21 protein-coding genes, 2 tRNA genes and 1 riboswitch are annotated in these 22,536 nt (G+C 70.2%); of the genes, 13 read left to right on the top strand and 10 right to left on the bottom strand.

Annotated features, from left to right (window positions below; all coding sequences use genetic code 11):
* Nucleotides 1-105 precede the first annotated feature (105 nt).
* The 4 genes from ACH4YP_RS09240 (at nt 106) to ACH4YP_RS09225 (ending at nt 5,117) form a co-directional block, all read left to right on the top strand.
* Nucleotides 106-627 (top strand): hypothetical protein, encoded by a 522-nt coding sequence (locus ACH4YP_RS09240; RefSeq protein ID WP_398490088.1) that lies wholly within the window; start codon nt 106-108, stop codon nt 625-627.
* A 305-nt stretch (nt 628-932) separates the two neighbouring features.
* Nucleotides 933-3,053, top strand: coding sequence for a DEAD/DEAH box helicase (locus tag ACH4YP_RS09235; RefSeq protein ID WP_398490087.1), 2,121 nt, complete (start codon nt 933-935; stop codon nt 3,051-3,053).
* Between the two features lie 219 nt (nt 3,054-3,272).
* Nucleotides 3,273-4,808 (top strand): amino acid permease, encoded by a 1,536-nt coding sequence (locus ACH4YP_RS09230; RefSeq protein WP_361053193.1) that lies wholly within the window; start codon nt 3,273-3,275, stop codon nt 4,806-4,808.
* 236 nt (nt 4,809-5,044) lie between these two features.
* A tRNA-Lys gene (locus ACH4YP_RS09225) sits at nt 5,045-5,117 on the top strand.
* 108 nt (nt 5,118-5,225) lie between these two features.
* Here the strand turns inward: ACH4YP_RS09225 and ACH4YP_RS09220 are convergent.
* Together ACH4YP_RS09220 and ACH4YP_RS09215 are read right to left on the bottom strand one after the other, a co-directional pair.
* Nucleotides 5,226-5,453 (bottom strand): hypothetical protein, encoded by a 228-nt coding sequence (locus ACH4YP_RS09220; RefSeq protein ID WP_398490085.1) that lies wholly within the window; start codon nt 5,451-5,453, stop codon nt 5,226-5,228.
* Nucleotides 5,454-5,802: 349 nt separating this feature from the next.
* Complete coding sequence (locus tag ACH4YP_RS09215; RefSeq protein WP_398490083.1) at nt 5,803-5,994, bottom strand: hypothetical protein; 192 nt, start codon at nt 5,992-5,994, stop codon at nt 5,803-5,805.
* A 235-nt stretch (nt 5,995-6,229) separates the two neighbouring features.
* Between ACH4YP_RS09215 and ACH4YP_RS09210 the strand changes: the two genes are divergently transcribed.
* The 4 genes from ACH4YP_RS09210 (at nt 6,230) to cyaB (ending at nt 8,632) form a co-directional block, all read left to right on the top strand.
* On the top strand, nt 6,230-6,487 hold the full coding sequence (locus tag ACH4YP_RS09210; RefSeq protein WP_398490082.1) for a hypothetical protein: 258 nt from the start codon (nt 6,230-6,232) through the stop codon (nt 6,485-6,487).
* Nucleotides 6,462-6,995, top strand: a complete 534-nt coding sequence (locus ACH4YP_RS09205; protein ID WP_398490080.1) for a DUF6879 family protein — start codon at nt 6,462-6,464, stop codon at nt 6,993-6,995. Before ACH4YP_RS09210 ends, ACH4YP_RS09205 begins: the two co-directional genes overlap by 26 nt.
* 24 nt (nt 6,996-7,019) lie before the next feature.
* Nucleotides 7,020-7,871, top strand: coding sequence for a helix-turn-helix domain-containing protein (locus ACH4YP_RS09200; protein ID WP_398490078.1), 852 nt, complete (start codon nt 7,020-7,022; stop codon nt 7,869-7,871).
* Nucleotides 7,872-8,077: 206 nt separating this feature from the next.
* On the top strand, nt 8,078-8,632 hold the full coding sequence (cyaB, locus tag ACH4YP_RS09195; RefSeq protein WP_398490527.1) for a class IV adenylate cyclase: 555 nt from the start codon (nt 8,078-8,080) through the stop codon (nt 8,630-8,632).
* Between the two features lie 541 nt (nt 8,633-9,173).
* Here cyaB and ACH4YP_RS09190 read toward each other — a convergent pair.
* The 4 genes from ACH4YP_RS09190 to ACH4YP_RS09175 all read right to left on the bottom strand — a co-directional run bounded on the left by ACH4YP_RS09190 (nt 9,174) and on the right by ACH4YP_RS09175 (nt 11,489).
* Nucleotides 9,174-9,461, bottom strand: coding sequence for a hypothetical protein (locus ACH4YP_RS09190; RefSeq protein WP_359715688.1), 288 nt, complete (start codon nt 9,459-9,461; stop codon nt 9,174-9,176).
* A 187-nt stretch (nt 9,462-9,648) separates the two neighbouring features.
* Entirely contained in the window at nt 9,649-10,056 is a 408-nt protein-coding gene (locus ACH4YP_RS09185) for a hypothetical protein (protein WP_398490077.1), read from the bottom strand.
* A 58-nt stretch (nt 10,057-10,114) separates the two neighbouring features.
* Complete coding sequence (ribA, locus tag ACH4YP_RS09180; protein ID WP_361053257.1) at nt 10,115-10,741, bottom strand: GTP cyclohydrolase II; 627 nt, start codon at nt 10,739-10,741, stop codon at nt 10,115-10,117.
* A gap of 208 nt (nt 10,742-10,949) precedes the next feature.
* Complete coding sequence (locus ACH4YP_RS09175; RefSeq protein WP_361053260.1) at nt 10,950-11,489, bottom strand: MarR family transcriptional regulator; 540 nt, start codon at nt 11,487-11,489, stop codon at nt 10,950-10,952.
* A gap of 118 nt (nt 11,490-11,607) precedes the next feature.
* On the opposite strand from ACH4YP_RS09175, the gene ACH4YP_RS09170 reads away from it, so the two are divergent.
* From ACH4YP_RS09170 to ACH4YP_RS09150, 5 genes are all read left to right on the top strand, one after another.
* Nucleotides 11,608-12,762: a dihydrofolate reductase family protein gene (locus ACH4YP_RS09170; RefSeq protein ID WP_398490075.1), complete on the top strand. Its 1,155-nt coding sequence runs from the start codon at nt 11,608-11,610 to the stop codon at nt 12,760-12,762.
* Between the two features lie 171 nt (nt 12,763-12,933).
* Nucleotides 12,934-13,007, top strand: a tRNA-Met gene (locus tag ACH4YP_RS09165).
* Nucleotides 13,008-13,152: 145 nt separating this feature from the next.
* Nucleotides 13,153-14,274, top strand: a complete 1,122-nt coding sequence (locus ACH4YP_RS09160; RefSeq protein ID WP_398490073.1) for a PP2C family protein-serine/threonine phosphatase — start codon at nt 13,153-13,155, stop codon at nt 14,272-14,274.
* A 288-nt stretch (nt 14,275-14,562) separates the two neighbouring features.
* Nucleotides 14,563-14,718, top strand: a riboswitch (cyclic di-AMP (ydaO/yuaA leader).
* A gap of 11 nt (nt 14,719-14,729) precedes the next feature.
* Nucleotides 14,730-15,782, top strand: coding sequence for a M23 family metallopeptidase (locus ACH4YP_RS09155; protein ID WP_361053266.1), 1,053 nt, complete (start codon nt 14,730-14,732; stop codon nt 15,780-15,782).
* Nucleotides 15,783-15,842: 60 nt separating this feature from the next.
* Nucleotides 15,843-16,787, top strand: coding sequence for an aldo/keto reductase (locus ACH4YP_RS09150; RefSeq protein ID WP_398490072.1), 945 nt, complete (start codon nt 15,843-15,845; stop codon nt 16,785-16,787).
* Nucleotides 16,788-16,804: 17 nt separating this feature from the next.
* On the opposite strand, the gene ACH4YP_RS09145 is transcribed toward ACH4YP_RS09150, so the two are convergent.
* From ACH4YP_RS09145 to ACH4YP_RS09130, 4 genes are all read right to left on the bottom strand, one after another.
* Nucleotides 16,805-18,106: a PrsW family intramembrane metalloprotease gene (locus ACH4YP_RS09145; RefSeq protein WP_398490071.1), complete on the bottom strand. Its 1,302-nt coding sequence runs from the start codon at nt 18,104-18,106 to the stop codon at nt 16,805-16,807.
* A 139-nt stretch (nt 18,107-18,245) separates the two neighbouring features.
* A complete protein-coding gene (gene trmB, locus ACH4YP_RS09140; protein WP_361053274.1) occupies nt 18,246-19,055 on the bottom strand; it encodes a tRNA (guanosine(46)-N7)-methyltransferase TrmB in 810 nt (269 codons plus the stop codon).
* 310 nt (nt 19,056-19,365) lie between these two features.
* The gene (gene lhgO / locus ACH4YP_RS09135) at nt 19,366-20,577 is read right to left on the bottom strand and encodes an L-2-hydroxyglutarate oxidase (RefSeq protein WP_398490069.1); all 1,212 of its coding nucleotides are present in this window, start codon (nt 20,575-20,577) and stop codon (nt 19,366-19,368) included.
* Between the two features lie 340 nt (nt 20,578-20,917).
* A complete protein-coding gene (locus ACH4YP_RS09130; RefSeq protein WP_361053280.1) occupies nt 20,918-22,342 on the bottom strand; it encodes an MFS transporter in 1,425 nt (474 codons plus the stop codon).
* Nucleotides 22,343-22,536: the final 194 nt, after the last annotated feature.

Raw genomic sequence — 22,536 nt, 5'->3', positions numbered from 1 at the left:
GTTCCGCGGGCGGTTCTCCCGTGTCTCTCACGCGTTCGCGTGTCTTCTTGCGGGCGGCGGGAGTTGGGCAGGGGGACTCCCCACACCGCCCGGAGGTGGCTGCCCGTGCGCGCCAAGTACGTACCCGTCCGTCTGGCCGCCGCCGCCCTGGCCGTCGCCGCGTCCGCCGGCTGCGTGAGCGTCGGTGACGACGGGGGCGACCACGCGAAGCCCTCGCACTCGGCCGGGCGGCGGGGCGGTGAGGCACCCGACGGCGGGGCCGCGGTGAGCGGTGGGGGCCCCGGCTACCGCGGGGCGGGTGACGGAAAACATGGTCGGGCGAAGCCCCACGAGTCGGCGTCCGGGTCGGCGTCGCCGTCCGCGGGGGAGAGCGGGACGGCCGCTCCGCCCAAGCCGGGCAAGGACGGCAAGGACGGGAAGAAGCCCAGGCCGGGGGCGCCCTCACCGACGAAGGCCCAGCCCACGCCGACGCGACCGGCCCCCGAGCCGACGCCCACCAAGGAGGAGCCGCCGCCTCCGTCGCCGGACCCGACCACCGCCGAGCCGTCGTCCTCGGCGCACCCGGAGCCCGAGCCGCAGCTCGTGGAGCGGCGGGAGCCGGAGCCCCAGGCCGGTGTCGAGGCCTGACCGGGCATCGCCGCAACGGGCCTGGTCGCAGTGCCTGAACGGGCCTGGTCGCAGGGGGTGCGCCCGGGTTCGGCGAGAGGGCCCGGAGGCGGTGTGACCGGAGCCTCTCGGAGCTGGTTTGCCTTACCGGGTGGGGGGTGCGTATGGTGGTAGATCGTTTGATCCCATTGCCCGGCGCCAGTTAGAGCGCGCCGTGTGGCGCGTACTCTCCCTTGCCGTGGCTGACCGCATTGAGGCGGTCGTTTGCGAAATCACGGAGTTGACGGGCGCGTGCCGTACGAGACTCCGGAAGGTTTCGCATTCGCATGTCCATTTCCAGTACTGATCACGTCGTCGTGCCCGAGAACGAGAACATCGGGGACGCTGTCGACGAGACTGCCGCGACCGCGGCTCCCGAGGTCCCCGAGACTCCCGAGGTCACCTTCAGCGACCTGGGTCTGCCCGAGGGCGTCGTGCGCAAGCTCGCGCAGAACGGCGTGACCTCCCCCTTCCCGATCCAGGCCGCGACCATCCCGGACGCCCTGGCCGGCAAGGACATCCTCGGCCGTGGCCGCACCGGCTCCGGCAAGACCCTCTCCTTCGGTCTGCCGATGCTCACGCAGCTCTCCGGCGGCCACACCGAGAAGAAGAAGCCCCGCGGCATCATCCTCACGCCGACGCGTGAGCTCGCGATGCAGGTCGCGGACGCCCTCCAGCCGTACGGCGACGTGCTCGGCCTGAAGATGAAGGTCGTCTGCGGCGGTACGTCGATGGGCAACCAGATCTACGCCCTGGAGCGCGGCGTCGACGTCCTCGTCGCCACCCCGGGCCGGCTGCGCGACATCATCAACCGCGGCGCCTGCTCCCTGGAGAACGTCCAGGTCGCGGTCCTCGACGAGGCCGACCAGATGTCCGACCTGGGCTTCCTGCCCGAGGTCACCGAGCTGCTCGACCAGATCCCCGGCGGCGGCCAGCGCATGCTGTTCTCGGCCACCATGGAGAACGAGATCTCCACGCTGGTCAAGCGCTACCTGACCAACCCGGTCACGCACGAGGTCGACAGCGCCCAGGGCAACGTCACGACGATGTCCCACCACATCCTCATCGTGAAGCCCAAGGACAAGGCGCCGGTCACCGCCGCGATCGCCTCCCGCAAGGGCCGCACGATCATCTTCGTCCGTACGCAGCTGGGCGCCGACCGCATCGCCGAGCAGCTCTGCGAGTCCGGTGTGAAGGCCGACGCGCTGCACGGCGGCATGACGCAGGGCGCCCGTACCCGCGTCCTTGAGGACTTCAAGAAGGGTTACGTCAACGCGCTCGTCGCGACCGACGTCGCCGCCCGCGGCATCCACGTGGACGGCATCGACCTGGTCCTGAACGTGGACCCGGCCGGCGACCACAAGGACTACCTGCACCGCTCCGGCCGTACGGCCCGCGCGGGCCGCTCCGGCACGGTCGTCTCGCTCTCCCTGCCGCACCAGCGCCGCCAGATCTTCCGGCTGATGGAGGACGCGGGCGTCGACGCCTCGCGCCACATCATCCAGGGCGGTACGAGCTTCGACCCGGAGGTCGCCGACATCACCGGTGCCCGGTCGATGACCGAGGTCCAGGCCGAGTCCGCGGGCAACGCGGCGCAGCAGGCCGAGCGCGAGGTCACCGACCTCACCAAGCAGCTGGAGCGCGCGCAGCGTCGTGCCGTCGAGCTCCGCGAGGAGTCGGACCGGCTGATCGCCCGTGCCGCGCGTGAGCGTGGCGAGGACCCGGAGGCCGCGCTCGCCGAGGCCGCCGCCGTGGTCGAGGCCGCCGCGGCGGCCGTCGCCGAGCAGGCGGTGGCCGAGGAAGCCGCCGCTGCCGCGCGTGCGGAGCAGCCGCGTCAGCGTCGTGACGAGCGCGGCAACTACGAGCGCCGTGACCGTCGCGACGACCGCCCGTCCGGTGGTTTCCGTCGTGACGACCGCGGCGGCGACCGTGGTGGTTTCCGTGGCGGCGACCGTCCGTCGGGTGGCTTCAACCGTGACCGTCGTGACGAGCGTCCCGCCGGTGGTGACCGTGGTGGTTTCCGCCGTGACGACCGTCCGTCGGGCGGCTTCAACCGTGACCGTCGCGACGACCGCGGTGGTGACCGTGGCGGCGACCGTGGTGGGTTCCGTCGTGACGACCGTCCGTCGGGCGGGTTCAACCGTGACCGTCGTGACGAGCGTCCCGCCGGTGGCGACCGCGGCGACCGTGGTGGCTTCCGCCGTGACGACCGTCCGGCCGGTCACAGGGGCAGCGACCGTCCGTTCAACCGCGACCGGCAGGGCGACCGTCCCTCGGGCGGCGGCTTCCGCTCCGGCGGCCACGACCGCCCGTACGGCCGTCGTGACGACCACCGCGGCGCCGGTTCCGGCTCGGGCCCGTCCTTCGGGCGCCGTGACGACAAGCCGCGCTGGAAGCGCAACGGCTGACGTCGCCTGAGCGGCGACCGCCAACCGCCTCGCTGAGCAACTGAGCTGCGCTACTGAGCTGAGCTACTGAGCTGAGCTACTGAAAGGGCCCGGACGACCTCGGTCGTCCGGGCCCTTTCGCGTGCCTGGGCACCGGCGACGATGTGCGTGTACGGCACGTCATCTTTTGGCCAATCGCCTGGCGCATGTCGTACCCCCGGCAGGGGAATTGCTGGGGGCATGACAGATGACGCCAAGGCAACCGGGCTGTCGGACGAGGAACGTCTCGCGCAGCTCGGCTATACGCAGGTCCTCGCCCGCCGCATGTCGGCGTTCTCCAACTACGCGGTCTCCTTCACGATCATCTCGGTGCTCTCCGGGTGCCTCACGCTCTACCTGTTCGGCATGAACACCGGCGGTCCCGCGGTGATCACCTGGGGCTGGGTGGTGGTCGGCCTGATGACCCTGTTCGTCGGGCTGGCGATGGCCGAGATCTGCTCGGCGTACCCGACCTCGGCGGGCCTCTACTTCTGGGCCCACCGCCTCGCCCCGCCGCGTACGGCCGCTGCCTGGGCGTGGTTCACGGGCTGGTTCAACGTCCTCGGCCAGGTCGCGGTGACGGCGGGCATCGACTTCGGCGCGGCCTCGTTCCTGGGCGCGTATCTGAACCTGCAGTTCGACTTCGAGGTCACCCCCGGCCGTACGATCCTGCTCTTCGCCGGAATCCTGGTCCTGCACGGCCTGTTGAACACCTTCGGCGTACGCATAGTCGGCCTCCTCAACAGCGTCAGCGTGTGGTGGCACGTGGTGGGCGTCGCGGTCATCGTGGGCGCGCTGACGTTCGCGCCGGACCACCACCAGTCGGCGTCCTTCGTGTTCACCGAGTTCGTGAACAACACGGGCTGGGGCAGCAGCTTCTACGTCGTCCTGCTCGGCCTGCTGATGGCCCAGTACACCTTCACCGGCTACGACGCCTCCGCGCACATGACGGAGGAGACGCGCGACGCGTCCACGGCCGGCCCGAAGGGCATCGTCCAATCGATCTGGACATCATGGATAGCGGGCTTCGTCCTCCTCCTGGGCTTCACCTTCGCGATCCAGTCGTACGACGGTGCCCTCGGCTCGCCGACCGGGGTGCCGCCCGCCCAGATCCTCCTGGACGCGCTGGGCGCGACGGCGGGCAAGCTCCTGCTCCTCGTCGTCATCGGCGCGCAGCTCTTCTGCGGCATGGCATCCGTGACCGCCAACTCCCGCATGATCTACGCCTTCTCGCGCGACGGGGCCCTGCCGTACTCGCACATCTGGCACACGGTGAACCCGCGCACGCGCACACCCGTCGCGGCGGTGTGGCTCGCGGCGCTGGGCGCGCTGGTGCTCGGCCTGCCCTACCTGATCAACGTGACCGCGTACGCGGCCGTGACGTCCATCGCCGTGATCGGCCTCTACATCGCCTACGTCATCCCGACCCTGCTCCGCCTGCGCAAGGGCGAGGCCTTCGACCGCGGCCCGTGGCACCTGGGCCGCTGGTCGCGCCCGATCGGCGTCGTGGCGGTGGTGTGGGTGGGCGTGATCACGATCCTCTTCATGCTGCCGCAGGTCTCCCCGGTCACCTGGGAGACCTTCAACTACGCTCCCCTCGCGGTCCTGGCCGTCCTCGGCTTCGCCGCGGCCTGGTGGTTCGCCTCGGCCCGCCACTGGTTCCTCAACCCCGACCACGAACGCACCCACGCCCGAGAGGCGGCCCGCGCGGGAGCCCCGGACCCGATCGACCCGTAAGCCTGCACACCCGGCGCGGCCGCGCTCCGCACACCTCGCGGTGCCCAGTCCCGCACCCTGCACGGCCCCGTCCCGCACGTTGCGCGGCGCCGTCCCGCACCTCGCGCGGCGTCCGCGCATCCCTTCGGCGTGGCCGGTACACCGATACCCGATCGGAGTCCCGGCCACGTCCGGCTATGCTCGTTCCTGCGTCGACACGGGTCGGTGCGTGTGTGCGCCGGCGTGGTCCGACGCACGGACCCTTAGCTCAATTGGCAGAGCAGTGGACTTTTAATCCATTGGTTGTGGGTTCGAGTCCCACAGGGTCTACCGACAAGGCCCAGGTCAGAGGGAATCTGACCTGGGCCTTCGGTGTGTTTTGGGGCTGCAGAGATCGCTAGCTCAGTCGAAGCTCAACTGAAGCGCAGATGATCAGCCTCAGTCGCTGTCGTCGTCGGCGAGGCGATCCGCCCTGGAAACGAGAGCCTGGGCGCCACCCAGGTCGTCTCCAAAGGTCACCGTGATCCGGTAGTTGTTGATCGGCAGGTACTTGACGTCGACCTGGTGCTCTGCGGCAGCGCTATGAATGAGGTCCCTCACGTCCGATTCGACGGCGTCGGTGATCGTCAAGTCGACCGTGCACTCGATTTCCTTGCTGAGGTTCATGAGACCTCCGTGTCTCGCGTCGTGGCGAGAGCGTGCTCCGCACCTCAAGGGCCCGCAAGACATGGAGCGGCCCCGGCCGGTGGACATGCCCGGCCGGGGCCTGGTCCCACCCGCCCCGGAGCTCACGGGGTACAGGGACGGACGGGGGTCTACTGCGGCAGCGCCCGCCACGCTTCCCATATCCCCTGCGCCACGTCGCACCGCCGGTTGCCGTAGTCGCAGTCCGGGCAGCCTTGGGAGTGGTCCAGGAAGGCGCGGAACTTCGCCTGCTTCGGCGTGAACCCGGTAATGCTGGCCGCCGCTCGCGGTGCCCCGCCGGCTGGGTCCCGCCACTGCGACCGGTCGCCCATCACGAGACACTCCCGTGCTTGGGGTGGTTGCGCATCTCGACCTCGCAGTCCGTCGCGGCCTTGATGTTCCCGCGGCGCTCGTACCCGGCGCGCTGCTTCTCCAGCGCCGCACACACGTCGCACCCCGGGGCCGGCCGGGGAGGGCTCGTCGGATCCAGCAACGTGACGGGGGATTCCTGGGTCGTGCTCATACGCGTGCCTCCGCTGGCGTAGGTCTGCCCAGCGCGGCTATGTGCACGGGCAGAGTGGTGGGCCTGCCGCTGGTCACGACGCTAGGGACGCGATGTGCGGAAGTGCCAGCAATGTGCACTGATGTGCACGATGTCGCTCTGAACAACTCCCTGGCCAGAACGCGGTCTTGACCCCGCATCACCGGCGGGTGACGTTGGTGCACATCAGCGCACACGCCGCCAGGGGAGGACAGCCATGGCCTTACAGTTCATCGGCATCGACCCAGAGACAGGACAGAGCGGGTCACCTACCGCGTGGGTCGACACCGACACCGCCGACATCGTGCTCCAGAGCTACACCGCCGACGAGCAGACCCGGACCCAGTGCCAGGAGAACACCGCGCCCGGGCACGACAAGGGAATCCCCGACCACGAGACCGTGATCCGGATCCCCGTCCACCTCGTACCGATGCTGAGGGAGGCATGCGATGCCGCAGAACGAGCTGCGCTTTAACGACCTCCTCGAGGCAGCCCAGCACTCCGCCGTCCACCTGGAGATGCGCGACAACTACGGGGTCGGTGACGAGGCCGACGACTTCGACCACTGGAAGGCGACCGGCTGGCGCGACGCCGACCCGGGCTCCGTCTACTGGGCGCCGTGGGTCGACCTGATCCAGCGCTCGACCGCCCGCGGCGTGACCGTGCGCCGGGCCCGCATCGTGTCCGAGCCTGTCACTGACTACATCCGATACGAGTACGCCGGGGCCGGCGTCAACGTCCACGCGGGCGAGCAAGTCCGCTGGCTGCCCCGCCGCCAGGCCGTCGACCTCATGCTGCCCGGCGCAGACCTGTGGATCTTCGACGGGGCACGCGTGCTGTTCAACCACTTCAGCGGCGACGGGGACTGGGCAGACCCGCCACTCGAACTCCGCACGGAACCAGCCATCGTCAAGCAGTGCGTCGATGCGTTCGAGGCCGTGTGGGAACGCTCCACCTCACACGACCAGTACGAGATCCACTGACAGAAAGCACGGACAGGCCAGCTCATGCCCATCTCCCCGTCGTCCTCCGCCCAGGAGGCCCGCGAAAACGTGGCGCGCCGTCTCCGTGAACTCCGCAGGGACGCCGGGCTGACGGTCGCCGAGCTGGCCTCCGCGTGCGGCTGGCACCACGCCAAGACGTCCCGCATAGAGAACGCGAAGACGCCGCCGTCCCCCACCGACATCCGTCTCTGGTGCGCGACCTGCAAGACGCCGGGCCGGGCCGACGACCTGATCGCCGCGTCGCTCAACGCGGAGTCCATGTACACCGAATGGCGCCGCCGGGCCCGCCTCGGCCTGCGCCAGATCCAGGACAGCTACGTGAAGCTGTTCCGCTCGACCGGCCTGTTCCGCATCTACTCGCCGACGCTGGTTCCGGGCCTGCTGCAGACCGAGGGATACGCGCGCGCCCTGCTGTCCGCCAACGCCCGCCTGCTCGACATCCCCGACGACGCCGACCAGGCCGCAGACGCCCGCCTCGAACGGTCCAAGGTCATCCATGAGCAGGGCCACCGATTCGTCCTGCTGATCGAAGAAAGCGTCCTCTACTACCAGTTGGGCGACAGCGACGCGATGGCCGCCCAGCTCGGCTACCTGTTCACCGCAGGGGCGCTGCCGTCCGTGTCGCTCGGCATCATCCCCAGCGCCACGCGGGAGCGTGTGCTGTGGCCGCAGGAACTGTTCCACGTCTACGACGACACCCTCGTCTCCGTCGAGCTAATCTCGGCACAGGTGAATATCACGCAGCCCACGGAGATCGCCTTGTATCGGGAGGCGTTCGAGCAACTGCGAAGCATGGCCGTGTACGGGGCCGACGCGCGCGCCCTGATCCTCAAGGCCATAGCGGCGTTGCACTGACCCCGACCTGCCGGGCCTGGCGGTTCATCCGCACAGACTCCACCATGTTCGGCAGTGCCTTCGACGCTGGTTGGGGAGGCCACGAGAGCGCCACGTACATGGTGATGGAGATTCCACACGGGCCCCCTCCGCCGGGGTCCCGCTGGATGTTCGAGGCGATCACCGACGGCGTACAGCGCACGGTCCGAGCAGGGAGGAGACCCCAGGTGATCGAGGCCGAGTTGAAGGCCCACGTGCATGCGCCCGAGGCGGTCACGCGTCACCTCGACGAGCGCGCAGAGGCTCGTGTCGAGATCCATCAGGACACGTACTACGACTGGCCCGACGGCTCGCTCGAGAAGCGGGACCAGGAGCTTCGGGTGCGAACCGTCCACGGTCGGGACAGCGTGCGGACTGTCCTGACGTTCAAGGCCGCCGCGGTCGAGAAAGCATCTGGATCGAAGCCCGAGCACGAGACCCGAGTAGAGGACTCGCAGGAGGCGCATGCCATCTTGCACGGTCTCGGCTACGTTCCGGCGATCGCCCTCGAGAAGCGATGTCGCAACTACGAGTTCGAGGCCCGCGGCCGGCAGATGCTCGCCACGCTCGTACGCGTACCCGAGATCGACGGCACGTTCCTCGAAGTCGAGACCCTCGTCGACGAGGACGACGTCGCGGCAGCGCTCGACGACGTCCGCGCCGTCCTTGCTGAACTCGGCATCGGGCAGGAGGACCTGACGCGAGAGACGTACACGAGTGCAGTCGCGATACAGAGGCGTTGAGGGGCCCGGACACGCAGAAGTGCCCCCAGCGTCCTCTCTCATGGCCGTGGGCGGCTTCGGCTACGCCGTTGGCACTGCCCACTCGACAGGCTCCGGAAGTGCCTCGGGCGTATACGGCACCCGCTCGGGTCGCTGCTTGCCCGGCACCGCGAACACGGTCTTCCCGCGCACGCAGTCACCGGCTTTCACTGTGGCGTCGTACGGATACTCAGGTTTGGGAAAATCCCCGTACGTCACGCCGCTCGGCTCGACTCGGGCGCCGTCGGCGAAGGCGAGCACCCAGGGGAAGTGGCTGATACCGGCCGTGCCCTTCTTGACGCAGGCCTTGATCTCCAGGGCAGCCCATACGTAGCCGGTGGTGCCGAACTCCTGGTCGGCGGTGATGGACGCGGTGACGCCCTGTTCGTAGCCGAGGACGGTGACCGCGAGGGCACCGCCGTCGACTGGGTCGCTGCAGTTCAGGATGCTGCCGAACTGCTTCGGTTTCCCTTCGGCGGGGCTGGGGTTCGGGCTGCTCGCCCGCTGCCGTTGGCGGGCCGGGCTACTTGCCGATGCTGATCTTGTCGTTGTCGAGGAGCGCCGTGTGTGTGGCCGACGTGATGATCAGGATCATCAGCAAGAACCCCGTCAGCGGGCTGCCGTCTCCCGACGGGTCGATCGCCAGTGCCACACCGATGATTACGATCTCGCCGACCACGTAGGTCACTGCCAGCCATGGCTTCACCACCCCCTTTACCGCGGCGACCACGAACGGCACGGCCGCACACAGGCCGAGCGTGACGACGGGGACGATGGTCCAGATCACTTTGGCGATCGTGGTGTTGAACATGTGGGGGCGGCTCAGAGCTAAGGGCTGGTTGAAGTAGGGGTTGCTGGCCGTGGCACTGCTCCCGGTGGTGGTTGGTGTCGCGTGTGGGGCAGTGTGCTGGCTTTAAGACTGCTTGTCGTGGGTTTCGCCTGAATTGCCACTCGCGAGTGACGCAGGCGGTCAGGGTTGAACGCGGTCGGCGGGGCACTCAAGTGATCACCAGCAACGCCCCCCACATCACCACAGCCAAACAAGGCAGGACATAGGCGATCAGGGTGATCGACATGCCCCGCCTGCGGCCCGTCCAGCTTGACCAGGTGGCGGCGTAGTCCGGGAGGCGTTCCAGCGCTCTCGCCTGTACGTGGCGGTAGTAGAGGCGGTGGCGGTGGCCGACGTAGAGCCAGGTGAGGGCCAGTACGAGGCCGAAGGCGGCCAGGACTCGGGCTGCCGCGAGGTGTTGTTCCGAGGCCAGGAGTGTCGTGTGGGCCACGGCGAAGAGTGACTGGCCCACCAGGAAGAGGTTGCCGCGCTGGAACAGCATGGTGTTCTCGTGCAGCGTGTGCTGCCAGAGCCGGCCGTCCTCCGCTATGCGCTGAACCTCGCTGTCGTCCCCCATGCGTGACTTCTGCCCCGCGGTCGTGCGGAGTCACCCCTTCCGGGCAGAGCCCCCGGTGTCAGCCCGCCGTCAGTTCCGCCAGCGGCAGTGTGTGCTGGGTCTGGAGGACCTTCGCGCGGAGGTAGCGGACGTTGTGGGCCGTGGTGAAGACGCCTGTCGGGACGCGGTGGCCGACCGTGATGCCCAGGTCGCGGAGCTGGTTCGCCTTGTCGGGGTTGTTGGAGAGCAGGTCCAGTTCCGTGATGCCGAGGGCCGTCAGCATCTGGGCCGCCGCCGTGTAGTCGCGGGCGTCCTCCGGAAAGCCCAGGGCCGTGTTCGCGGCGTACGTGTCGAGGCCCTCGTCCTGGAGAGCGTACGCGTCGAGCTTGTTGTAGAGGCCTATGCCCCGGCCCTCCTGGCGGAGGTAGAGGAGCGCGCCGCCGCGGGTCGCGATCTGTTCGACCGCCTCGCGGAGCTGCGGGCCGCAGTCGCAGCGGGACGAGCCGAAGACGTCGCCCGTCAGGCACTCGGAGTGGAGGCGGACCAAGGGGGTGGCCGAAGGGGTGCCGAGGATCATCGCCACGTGTTCCTGGCCGTCGGCCAGGCCGTGGAAGGTGACCAGCTCGGCATCGACGCTGTAGCCGTCGTTGAAACGCAGCGGCACCCGGACGCGCGAGCGCTGGGTGGCGGCGGGGTAGTCGGGCATGCGGTTCTCCCGGTCCGATCTCTCATCTGCTTCAGATTTGAAGCAGATCCTTGGATCGAGACACTACCTCATGCTTCAAAGTTGAATCAATGTGATTTGGGTTGTTGTGGTGGCCCCCGATGATTCCGATGGCCCCGATGGCCCCGATGGCCCCGGGGGTTGTGGTGGTTCCGGTGGGTGCCGTGCGGCTCATCTGGCTCTGCAAAGCTCATGCCTCGCCGTTCGTCGTCCCTCCCGCGGACGGGCTCGACGATCGGCGGCGCCACGGGACCTCGTCCGGCGCCGCCTGCGGGTCGTCGCCCTCCAGGCCCCGCGCGATCGACGTGCAGATCTCCTCCAGCTGTCCCACCTGCTCCGGAGTGAGCTTGTCGAAGAGTGTCGTGCGGACCGTCTCCACATGGCCCGGGGCCGTGCGCTCCAGCAGGGCCATCCCCTCGTCCGTGAGGATCGCGATGCTGCCGCGCTTGTCCATGCGGCAGTCCTCGCGGCGTACGGCCCCGTCCTTCTCCAGGCGGGTCACCGCGTACGTCAGCCGGCTGCGGGTGATCTTCGTGCTCTCCGCGAGGTCCGTCATGCGCAGGCTGTGGCCCGGCGCGTCGGAGAGGTTGGCCAGGATGGAGTAGTAAAGGTGCGGCATGCCGGCCTCCTGCTGGAGCTGCCGGTCGATCGCGTCCTCCAGAAGATGGGACGCGGCGATGTAAGCGCGCCAGGCGCGCTGCTCCTCGGAGGTGAGCCAGCGGGTCGTCATGCTCCCAGTGTAGGTTTGTTTCAAACTTGAACCAAGCCCCGACCGTCCTCCGGGCAAGCCCCGGCTCCGCCTTCGAAAGTGTCCGAGAGCCCGAGAGAGTCCGAAAGCGAGCGCGTTCATGCCTCACCCCTACGTCCTGTTGTCCGCCGCCGTCTCCCTGGACGGCTGCCTGGACGACACCGGCCCCGGACGGCTGCTGCTCTCCGGGCCGGCCGACTTCGACCGGGTCGACGAGGTACGGGCCGGGTCCGACGCGATCCTCGTCGGCGCGGGCACCCTGCGCGCCGACAACCCCCGGCTCCTCGTCAACTCCGCGGAGCGCCGCGCGGCCCGGGTCGCCGCCGGACGGCCGGAGTACCCGCTGAAGGTCACCGTCAGCGGCAGCGGCGACCTCGACCCCGACGCCAACTTCTGGTCCACGGGCGGCGAGAAGGTCGTCTACACGAGCGACGAGGGGGCCGCCAAGGCCACCGAAGCGCTGCGCGGGCTCGGCGTCGGCGTCGTCCCCGTGGGACCGGACGTCGACTGGCGGGCCGTACTCACCCATCTCCACGACGTGCGCGGCGTACGGCGGCTCATGGTCGAGGGCGGTGGCCGCGTCCACACCCAGCTGCTCCGCCAGGGCCTCGCCGACGAGCTGCAGCTCGCCCTCGCGCCCCTCGTCGTGGGGGAGCCGGACGCGCCCCGGCTGTTCGGCCCCGGCGACTACCCGGGCGGCCCCCGCAACCGGCTGCGGCTGGTCGAGACGCGGCCCGTGGGGGACGTCGTCCTCATGCGGTACGTCCCCACCGCGCCCGGCACCGGGCCCGTACCCTCCGCCGCCGACCACCGGTGGCTGGCGCTCGCCTGCGAACTGGCCGCCGAGTGTCCGCCCTCGCGGACCGCGTTCAGCGTCGGCGCGGTCGTCGTCGCGGCCGACGGTACGGAGCTGGCCCGCGGGTACTCCCGCGAGTCCGACCCCGTCTCGCACGCCGAGGAGGCCGCCCTCGCCAAGATCGGGCCGGGTGATCCGCGGCTCGCGACCGCCACCGTCTACAGCAGCCTGGAGCCGTGCGCCCGCCGCGCGTCACGGCCCGCGCCCTGCGCCCGGCTGATCCTCGACGCGGGCGTACGCAGGGTCGTGACCGCCTGGCGGGAGCCGGACACCTTCGTGGCGGGCGCGGACGGGAGCGGGCTGCTGGCCGCGGCCGGCGCCGACGTCCTGGTGCTCCCGGAGTACGAGGCCGACGCGAAGGCACCCAACCGTCACCTGACCCGACCTGACCTGACCTGACCTGGCCCGACCGGCCCGTTTCCCGTCGGTACGGCCGATGCGCAGGGCCGACCCGCACTGTCGGCCCGTACCGCCGACCGGCATGTTTCGTACCAAACCACCCGGTGAAGCGCGGGCGAAGTTAACGCGTGTGCTTTGGGTCCCGCGGATGGCGTACAGTGGTCTTAACGACGCGGGGTGGAGCAGCTCGGTAGCTCGCTGGGCTCATAACCCAGAGGTCGCAGGTTCAAATCCTGTCCCCGCTACTGAAGGCCTGAGGCCGGAATCCGATCAAGGATTCCGGCCTCAGGTGTTTCCCCGGATATCTCGACTCGGGTGTCCCCAGGGTGTCTTCACCCGCCCGGTCCTCGTCCGCTCGCCCGCCGCCCCCGCTCCCGGAAGCCTGGACAGGTGGAGGAGCAGGGACCGGAGCAGAAGCAGGAACCGGTGCGCGTCGAGCCCGTGGAGAGGACCGCCTCGTATCCGAGCACCCTCGTCCGCGCGTTGCCGGCGCTGCTGATCGTCGCGGGTGTCTGCTACGACCTCCTCACCCCGCAGGACTTCACCGCGGCTCCCTTCTTCACGGCCGCGGTGCTCATCGCGGCACCCCTGTTCTCGCTCGGCGCCACCGTGTGGACGGGAATCGCGGCGACCGCGGCCATGGCCGTCGTACATCTCAGGTTCGCCTTCGACGTGAGCGCGGTCACCGAGGTCCTCACCGTGGCCACGGCCGCCGTCCTCGCCGTGGGCATCAACCGGCTCGTGCACCGGGGCGACGCGCGCCTCGCCACCGCCCGCGAGATCGCGGAGGCCGCCCAGTGGGCCGTACTGCCCGAACCCGCGGCGCGGATCGGCGGCCTCGATATCGCGGCACGGTACGAGGCGGCGCAGGAGGGCGCGTTCATCGGGGGCGACCTGTACGCCGTGCAGGACACCCCGCACGGCGTACGGCTCCTCGTGGGCGACGTACGGGGCAAGGGCATGGGGGCGGTCTCCGTCGTCGCCGTGCTCATCGGTGCCTTCCGTGAGGCCGCCGAGCAGGAGGCGAGCCTGGAGGCGGTCGCCCAGCGGCTGGAGCGGGCGCTCGCGCGCGAGGGCGTCCGGCGCGACATCGTCGCGGCCTTCGAGGACTTCACCACCGCCGTGCTCGCCGAGATCCCGCACGGCACCCCGGTCGTACGCCTCGTGAACCGCGGCCACCCCGGGCCCCTGCTGCTGTACGGCGACGGAGAGGTACGTACGCTCGCCGCGGCCGAGCCCGCGCTGCCGCTCGGGACGGGGGCGCTGGGGACCTGGCCCGACCGGGCGCAGCAGGAGGAGTTCCCGGGCGGGGCCATGCTGCTCTTCCACACGGACGGGCTGTCCGAGGCGCGGGACCGGCGGGGCGTCTTCTACGATCCGGCCCGGCGGTTGTCCGGGCGGGTCTTTCCCGGGCCCGACGCGTTGCTCGCCGCGGTACTCGACGACGTCCTGCTGCACACCGGAGGCGGGGCCACGGACGACATGGCACTGCTCGCGGTGCGGCGGGCGTGAGGGCACGGCGGTCGTGAGGGCGCGATGATCGTGAGATGCGTCGCTCTTGCGGCGGCCTCTATCACCGTTGGTAGTCGAACGGAATCCCTCTGCTCAACAACTGACGCACCATCAACAGGGCTCCCGCTCCTGAATGTCGATCAACTCGCCCGATTTACTCCGCTCATGACCCGTAAGTCCAGGCCAAGAGCCGTAACGATCATCAGGAACGGCTTGGAATCCGGTGCCCGGGTCTATTAACGTTCGATAACGCAGCGCGGTAGTCCCAGCCGTCACAAGAGTCGGCTCCGTGCGCACGCGCCGAATCCCGCAAGGGAACCGGGGAACCACCACTTGGGGTGAATCGCTCGTCTTCGCGGTGTAGCGCACCGCGGTTGACGCGCGTAGGAGACCTTCCTGCTCCGAACCCGTCAGCTAACCCGGTAGGCGAGAAGGAAGGAAAGGAGTGCGCCTACGTGGCGTCCAACCGGCCTGCCCCCACACCCTCGTTCGTGCCGAATGAGTTGACGGGTGAGTCCTCGGGTGACAAGAAGCCCGACACCTTCGCCTACGGCGCCCGTAAGGACGAGGAGACGTGGGAGGTCTGGAATCCCAGCGCGGAGACCGTCCTTCCCGTCCGCGGCCGGCACCGCGTCGCCAAGCAGCGCGGCGGCGGCGGACTCGCCCGTAGCTCGACCGTTCTGGGCGTCGGTGTCATAGCCGCCGTCGGCGCGGGTGGCATGGCCACCGCGCAGACCGGCAAGCCGCCGGTGTCGATCTCGATCCCCGACCTGCCGAACGTCGGCTCGCCGTTCTCGGACGACGACGCCCCCGAGGGATCCAGCACCCCGATCACCGCCGTCGGCCTCACCACCGCCGACGCCGAGCAGGGCAACTCGGACGCGGGCGAGGCCCTGCGCGCCCGCATCATGCTCCAGGCCGAGGAGCAGCAGGACCAGGTGGACCGCGAGGCCCAGGAGGCCGCCGAGGCCGCCGCCGCGAAGAAGGCCGCCACGCTGGCCGCCAAGGAGCGGGACGCCGCCGAGGCCAAGGTCGCCGCCGCCGAGAAGAAGGCGGACCAGGCGGCCAAGGAGAAGGCCGAGGCCGCGCGCCTCGCCGAGCTCGCCAAGCAGTTCACGCTGCCCACCTCCTCGTACACGATCACCTCCACCTTCGGGCAGTCCGGTGCGCTGTGGTCGTCCGGTCAGCACACGGGTCTGGACTTCGCCGCTCCCACGGGTACCCCGATCAAGGCCGTTCACAGCGGCACGATCACCGAGGCCGGCTGGAACGGCTCGTACGGCTACCGCACGGTCCTCACGCTCGACGACGGTACGGAGCTCTGGTACGCGCACCAGTCGTCGATCGGCGTCAGCGTCGGGCAGAAGGTGAGCACCGGCGACATCATCGGCCGCGTGGGCGCGACCGGCAACGTCACCGGGGCGCACCTCCACCTGGAGGTCCACACCAGCGGCGGCGACGGCATCGACCCGATGGCGTGGCTGCGGGGCAAGGGGCTCACTCCGTAGGGCGGGCCTGAGGGGGCTGGGTGTGGAATACAGTCGTCCGGTACGGCTGTTGACCCATCCATGAGTTCTCTCCGCAGGCTGGGTTCGTCCGACCTCGATGTCTTCCCGCTCTCGCTCGGTGGCAACGTCTTCGGCTGGACCGCCGACCAGGCGCAGTCCTTCGCCGTACTCGACGCCTACACCGCCGCGGGCGGGAACTTCGTCGACACCGCCGACACCTACTCGGCCTGGGCGCCGGGCAACGAGGGCGGTGAGTCGGAGACCGTCCTGGGCGACTGGCTCGCCGCGCGCCGCAACCGCGCCGACGTCGTCGTCGCCACCAAGGTCGGCGCGCACCCCCGGTACAAGGGGTTGTCCGGGGCGAACATCAAGGCCGCGGCCGACGCGTCACTGCGGCGGCTGAAGACGGACCACATCGACCTGTACTACACCCACTTCGACGATCCGTCCGTGCCGGTCGAGGAGATCATCACGGCCCTGGACGAGCTCGTCCGCGCCGGCAAGGTGCGCGCGATCGCCGCGTCCAACCTCTCTCCCGAGCGGCTCCAGGAGTCCCTCGACCTCTCCGACCGCGAGGGCCTCGCGCGGTACGTCGCGCTGCAGCCCCGGTACAACCTCGTCTCCCGCGACTCGTACGAGGGCCCGTTGAGGGACGTCGCCTCCCGGGCAGGTCTGGCCGTCGTCCCCTACTCCTCGCTCGCCTCGGGCTTCCTCACCGGCAAGTACCGGGCGGGTGCCGTGGTCGACAGCGCGCGGGCCGGGTCCGCGGGTGCGCATCTGGAGTCGGAGCGGGGGCCGCGGGTGCTGGCCGCGCTCGACGAGGTCGCGCGGGAACGTGGGGTCGAGGCCGCCACCGTGGCTCTGGCCTGGCTCGCGTCCCGGCCGACCGTCGTTGCCCCTATCGCCAGCGCTCGTACGGTTGAGCAGCTTCCGGCGTTGCTGGGGGTGGCCGGACTTGACCTCACGGAGGGGGAGTCGGGGAGGCTGACCGCTGCTTCCGGCTGAGGTCGGGGGTGCGTTTCTCAGGAGCGGTACGGGTTGTACGTGTACGGCGTCGGGGCCGGGTAGCCGTAGCCGCCCTGCCACTGCGGTGCCACCGGTGCCGGAGCCGTCGCCCGGGCCGCGTACAGGAGAGCCGGGCGGGCCGGTTCCCGGCGCGTCCACAGTTCGTGGAGCAACTCCCGTTCCCGTACGACGAAGTCGGCTCCCGCGCGGCCCTTGCGGCCCCGGTGGCGCAGGAACGCCAGCGACGTCGCGTACGCCTCGTACTCCGCGACCGCCCTGCCCGCCGCGCGACCGCCGTGGTGCGTGGCGTACTCGCGGGCCAGCCGCCGTGCCTTCATCGAGCCGAGGACGAACGGCTCGGGGGCGGTGAGCCAGCCCGCCATCGCGTACGCGGGGAGTTCGGCGCGGATCGTGCCCAGTTCGCGCTGGCGGGTCCAGATGACCAGCCAGGTCAGCAGGCCGAACGCCGGGACCATGAAAGCCGCGTAGACCGCGAAGAAGCCGTACTCGCCGAACGTCGACGAGCCGTTCCACATCGCGTGCATGCCCATCGCGAGCAGCAGTCCGATGATCGGGAGGAGTACGCGGCGTACCTGGTGGCGGTCCGCGGACAGCGCCGCGATGCCGAAGCCGATGCCCGTGAGCACGGTGAACAGCGGGTGCGCGAACGGCGACATGATCACGCGTACGAAGAAGGTCGCCGCCGTGACGGAGGCGATGCCGCTGCCGCCGCTGAGCTGGTCCGTGCCGAACGCCGTGCCGAGGTAGAGGATGTTCTCGGTGAACGCGAAGCCGGTCGCCGTGACGCCGGCTATCACCACGCCGTCGAGGATTCCCGTGAACTCCCGTCTGCGGAACAGGAAGACGAGTAAGACGGCTGCTGCCTTCGCCGACTCCTCGACTATGGGCGCTATGACCGTCGCGCCCAGGGTGTCGGCGCTGGACGGGTCCGCCGTCGCCGTCGCTATCCATCTCGTCGCGAAGCTGTTCGCGACGATGGCTATGAGCGCGGCGGCGCAGGCGCCCCAGGCGAAGGAGAAGAGCAGGTTCCGCCAGGGGCCCGGTTCCACCCTGTCCAGCCAGCGGAACGCGGCGACGAGGAGCGGGACCGGGAGTACGGCGAGGCCCAGGCCCACCAGGAAGCCCTCGGTGCCGGTCTGTTTGCGGACCAGGGCCAGGATGACGAGGCCGGAGAGGGCGAGCAGGGTGGTCAGGGCGCTGTAGCGGACCCACTTGCGCTGCCACCAGTGCGGGACGCCTCCGGCGGGGATGCCGGGAGGGAAGCCGGGGGGCGGCGGGAGCGGGGGACCGGTGGCCATGACAAAGACCCTAACGAGGGAGGGGCGTGGGCCGCGAGAGCGCACTGCCGGGGGCGCGCGGGGGCGGTGCGTGGTGTGGCTCCGCCTTGTGGCCCATTCAGGCCGACCGTACGGTCCCCATGTCGTGTGTCGTGCGGCCCTAGTTGATCGTGTGGTCGGTATGCCGTACGCGGCGGAAGAGCAGATCGTTCACCACGTGTCCCTTGTCCAGGCCCTGGCCCTCGAAACGTGTCAGGGGGCGGAAGCCGGGGCGTGGCGCGTAGCCGCCGTCCGGCTGGGTGTTCTCGAAGTCCGGGTGCGCGGTGAGGACTTCGAGCATGACCTCGGCGTACGGTTCCCAGTCCGTCGCGCAGTGCAGCAGTGCCCCCGGCTTGAGGCGGGACGCGGCGAGGGTGAGGAACTCCGGCTGGATCAGGCGGCGTTTGTGGTGGCGCTTCTTGGGCCAGGGGTCCGGGAAGTAGACGCGCAGGCCGTCCAGGGAGTCCGGGGTCAGCATCTCGCGGAGCAGGATGATCGCGTCGCCGTTGGCCACGCGGAGGTTGGACAGGCCGGCTCGGTCCGCGAGGTTCAGGAGGTTGCCCTGGCCCGGGGTGTGGACGTCCACGGCGAGGATGCCGGTGGCGGGGTCCTCGGCGGCCATCCGCGCGGTGGCCTCGCCCATGCCGAAGCCGATCTCCAGGACGACCGGGATGTCGGCGGCGAAGAGATCCTTGAGGTCCAGGGGGTGCCGGCCGTCGATGTCCAGGCCCCACTTGGGCCACAGGCGCTGGAGCGCGTCCGCCTGGCCCTGGGTCACTCGGCTTCTGCGGGGCTGGAAGCTGCGGATTCTTCGCTCGAAGTGGGAGCCGGCGGGGTCGGGGCGGGGGCCGTCGGGGAAGCGGGGTTCGCCCTTTGGGCGGGGCTTCCTGGGGGCGTCCGGGTTGTCGGGGGGTGTGGAGGAGTCAGACACAGTGCGTCGATTTTACGGGGTGGGGGCGGGTGAGGGCGGGGTGGCTCGGCGTGGCTTGGGTGGCTCGGGGTAGCTCGGGTAGCTCAGGGTGGCTGTGCTTGTCGTCGTGGGTCGGGGCCGTGCCGGTACGTCGAGTCCGCCGCTTCCGGGTGTACGGCTGTGGTTTTTGAGGGACGCGTTTTCTGGAGGAGCCCTACGCGGCGGACTGCGACGTACCGGCACGGCCCCTTCTGTTCGTGGGTGCCTCACCCGCCGCCTTGGGTGCGTGCTTTGCCGCCCGCCGGCGTGGGTTCGGATTCGACGGTCGTTCTCAGGTGGTCGTCAGGGATCTGAGGGCTCGGGTCGCTACCTCTCGGCCGATGGGGAGGGAGGCCGTGGCCGCGGGGGAGGGGGCGTTCAGTACGTGGACCGTGCGGGGGGATTCCTTGATCAGGAAGTCGTCCAGGAGGGTGCCGTCCCGTAGGACCGCCTGGGCTCGGACGCCTGCGGTGGAGGGGATCAGGTCGTCGGGGGTGGCGGCGGGGAGGAGGCGGCGGACCGCTTGGGTGAAGGCGTGCTTCGACGCTGAGCGGTGTACTTCGCCGGCTCCGTAGCGCCAGTGGCGTCTCGCTATGCGCCAGGAACCTGGCCAGGTGAGGGTCTCCGCCAGTTCGCGGGGGCGTACGGTCCGCCAGTCGTAGCCCTCGCGGGCCAGGGCCGGGACCGCGTTGGGGCCGATGTGGACGCTTCCGTCGATGCCCCGGGTGAGGTGGACGCCGAGGAAGGGGAAGGCCGGGTCCGGGACGGGATAGACCAGTCCGTTGACCAGGGAGGGACGGGCAAGCGTGTAGTACTCGCCTCGGAAGGGGACGATTCGCATCTTGGGGTCGTCGCCGGTCAGGCGGGCGATCTTGTCGCAGTGGAGGCCGGCACAGTTGACCAGGACCCGGGCGCGGGTGATGGTGCCGTCGGTGGTGCGGACCGCCACTCCTAGGTCCGGGCGGCGGTCGATGTGGGTGACCTCGGCGTTGTACTCGATGTGGGCGCCGGACGCGTCGGCGAGCTGGCGGGCCACGCCCACGAAGTCGCACACGCCTGTCGTGGATACGTGGATCGCGGCGAGGCCCCGCACCCGGGGTTCGTACTCCGCGATCTGGGAGGCGCCCAGCTCGCGGACCGGAATGCCGTTCTCCCGGCCTCGCTGGACCAGTGCGTGCAGGCGGGGCAGCTCTTCGCGCTCCGTGGCGACGATCAGCTTGCCGGTGACGGCGTGGGCGATGCCGTACTCCGCGCAGAACTTGACCATCTCGGCGGCGCCCCGCACGGCGAAACGGGCCTTGAGGGAGCCCGGGCGGTAGTAGATCCCGCTGTGGATCACACCGCTGTTGCGTCCCGTCTGGTGGCGGGCCGGGCCCGGTTCCTTCTCCAGCACCGTTACGCGCGTGCCCGGCGCGGCACGCGTGATCGCATACGCCGTCGACAGACCGACGATCCCGCCGCCGATCACCAGCACGTCACAGTCGTAAGCGACCTTCCGCCCCATCTCTCCGCTCCACCTCCAGCCTCCGACTCCCACCCCCGATAGTGCACTGCGCCACTGACAACCCGCTCAAACCCACAGGATGGCAGGGGCCGGCTCCGCCCAGCACCGGAGGCAGGTGGCCCCGGCCACGTCGTCATCGGACGTGCGTGGTCCCGATCACCGGCGGACGGGCCCGGTCACCTCCATGGTGTCGCTCACGAGCATGATCCCCGTCACGTTCGTGGTGCCGGTCACGCTGGCCGGGCCCCGATAGGGGCGCGGGGAACTGCGCGACCGGCCACGCACGGGCCGGCAGCCCCAAGATCACCCCGGCCACGCGGACGCTCGGGGCGTCTTCCCACTAGGCCGGTGCCATGAGCAACGGCCTGGCCCGCTCGCGCAGCTCCACCACCCGCGGCTCGTCCCCGTACGGCTCCAGGCGGTGCAGGAGGTCCTTCACGTACTCGGTCGTGCGGGCCGACGAGATGCGCCCGGCGACCTCCACCGCCCGCACCCCCTGCTCGCACGCCGCGTCGAGGTTGCCCGACTCGAGTTCGGCGACCGCCGACACCACCAGGCGCAGCCCGTGCGAGCGTACGAACTCCTCCGTCGGCTTCGACAGGGCCTGCTCCGTGAAACGGCGGACCTGGCGCGGGGCCTTCAGGTCGCGGTAGCACTCGGCCGCGTCGGCGGCGAAGCGGTCGTAGCCGTAGAAGCCGAGCCAGGACGGGTCGTGGTCGCCGTCGCGGGCCCGCTCCAGCCAGCCCTCGGCGGCCTTCAGGGCGCCGCCTGCCGCCTGGGCGTCACCCGCGCGCGCGTGGGCCCGTGCCTCGACCAGGCGGAAGAAGCTCATCGTGCGGGCGGTGGCCAGGCCCCGGTTGCGCTCCAGGGCGGCCTGGGCGAGGTCGACGCCCTCGTCGCCGAAGCCCCGGTAGGTCGCCTGGAGGGACATGGAGGCCAGTACGTAGCCTCCGAGGGGCACGTCGGCCGCGGCGCGGGCCAGGCGCAGGGCCTGGATGTAGTAGCGCTGGGCGGCCTCCTGCTGGCCCGTGTCGAACGCCATCCAGCCGGCCAGGCGGGTGAGTTCGGCGCTGGCCCCGAAGAGGGCCCGGCCGACCTCGTCCGAGTACGAGCCCAGCAGCAGCGGGGCCGCCTCGACTCGTAAGCACTCCGGCACCATGGACGAACGCCAGTCGCCGCCTCCGTACTTGGAGTCCCAGCGCCTGGCGTCCTCGGCGGCCTCCCGCAGCTTCAGTACGTCGCTGTGGCCGACTTTCAGCGGTGCTCCGGAGCCTTCCAGCGGGCCGGCGTCCCGTGCCACCGAGCTGTCGGCCGGGGTTATCAGCCACCGGGACGCGGGAGTTGCGTATGCGCTCACTGCGAATGATCCGGCGAGCGACTGCCAGATGCCGCCGGAGCCGGCCCGGCGTCCGGCGAGATCGAGACGGTAGAGGTCCGTGGCCGACCGCACGGCCTGTCCCACGTCACGGGGGAAGGCGAGGCCCACCTCCGGTGCGGGATCCGCGTCCGCCAGGCCGATCTCGTGGAGCGGCACCGGGCGGCCGAGCTTCTGGCCGATGGCGGCGGCGATGAGATGCGGCGCGGCACCCTGCGGCACCATGCCTTTCGACACCCAGCGCGCCACCGACGTCTTGTCGTAGCGAAGAGTCAACCCGCGTTGAGCGCCAAGATCGTTGACGCGTCGGGCGAGTCCTGCGTTGCTGATTCCCGCGAGGGCGAGAACGGCGCCGAGTTTTTCGTTCGGCCCGCGTTGCTCCCTGGACATTGCGCCACCCCTCGACACAGACGGCTGCCGCGCGGGTGGTGGCCCAGCGGCATTCGTGCTGCGTCTTCCCGGGCGCCAACCCCTGGAACCCCACCCGCAAAAGCACGTGGCCGAGCCCTCAGGAATATGCCTCCCGCGAAAACACAGGCAAACACAGGGTAGTTCGCCGCATCCCAAGCGTTAAGGGGCATTGT

The organism is Streptomyces sp. NPDC020747, from assembly GCF_044334695.1.
Classification (GTDB): Bacteria; Actinomycetota; Actinomycetes; order Streptomycetales; family Streptomycetaceae; genus Streptomyces.
Note: the sequence above shows the minus strand (reverse complement) of the source record. Positions and strands in the feature narration are given on the sequence as shown.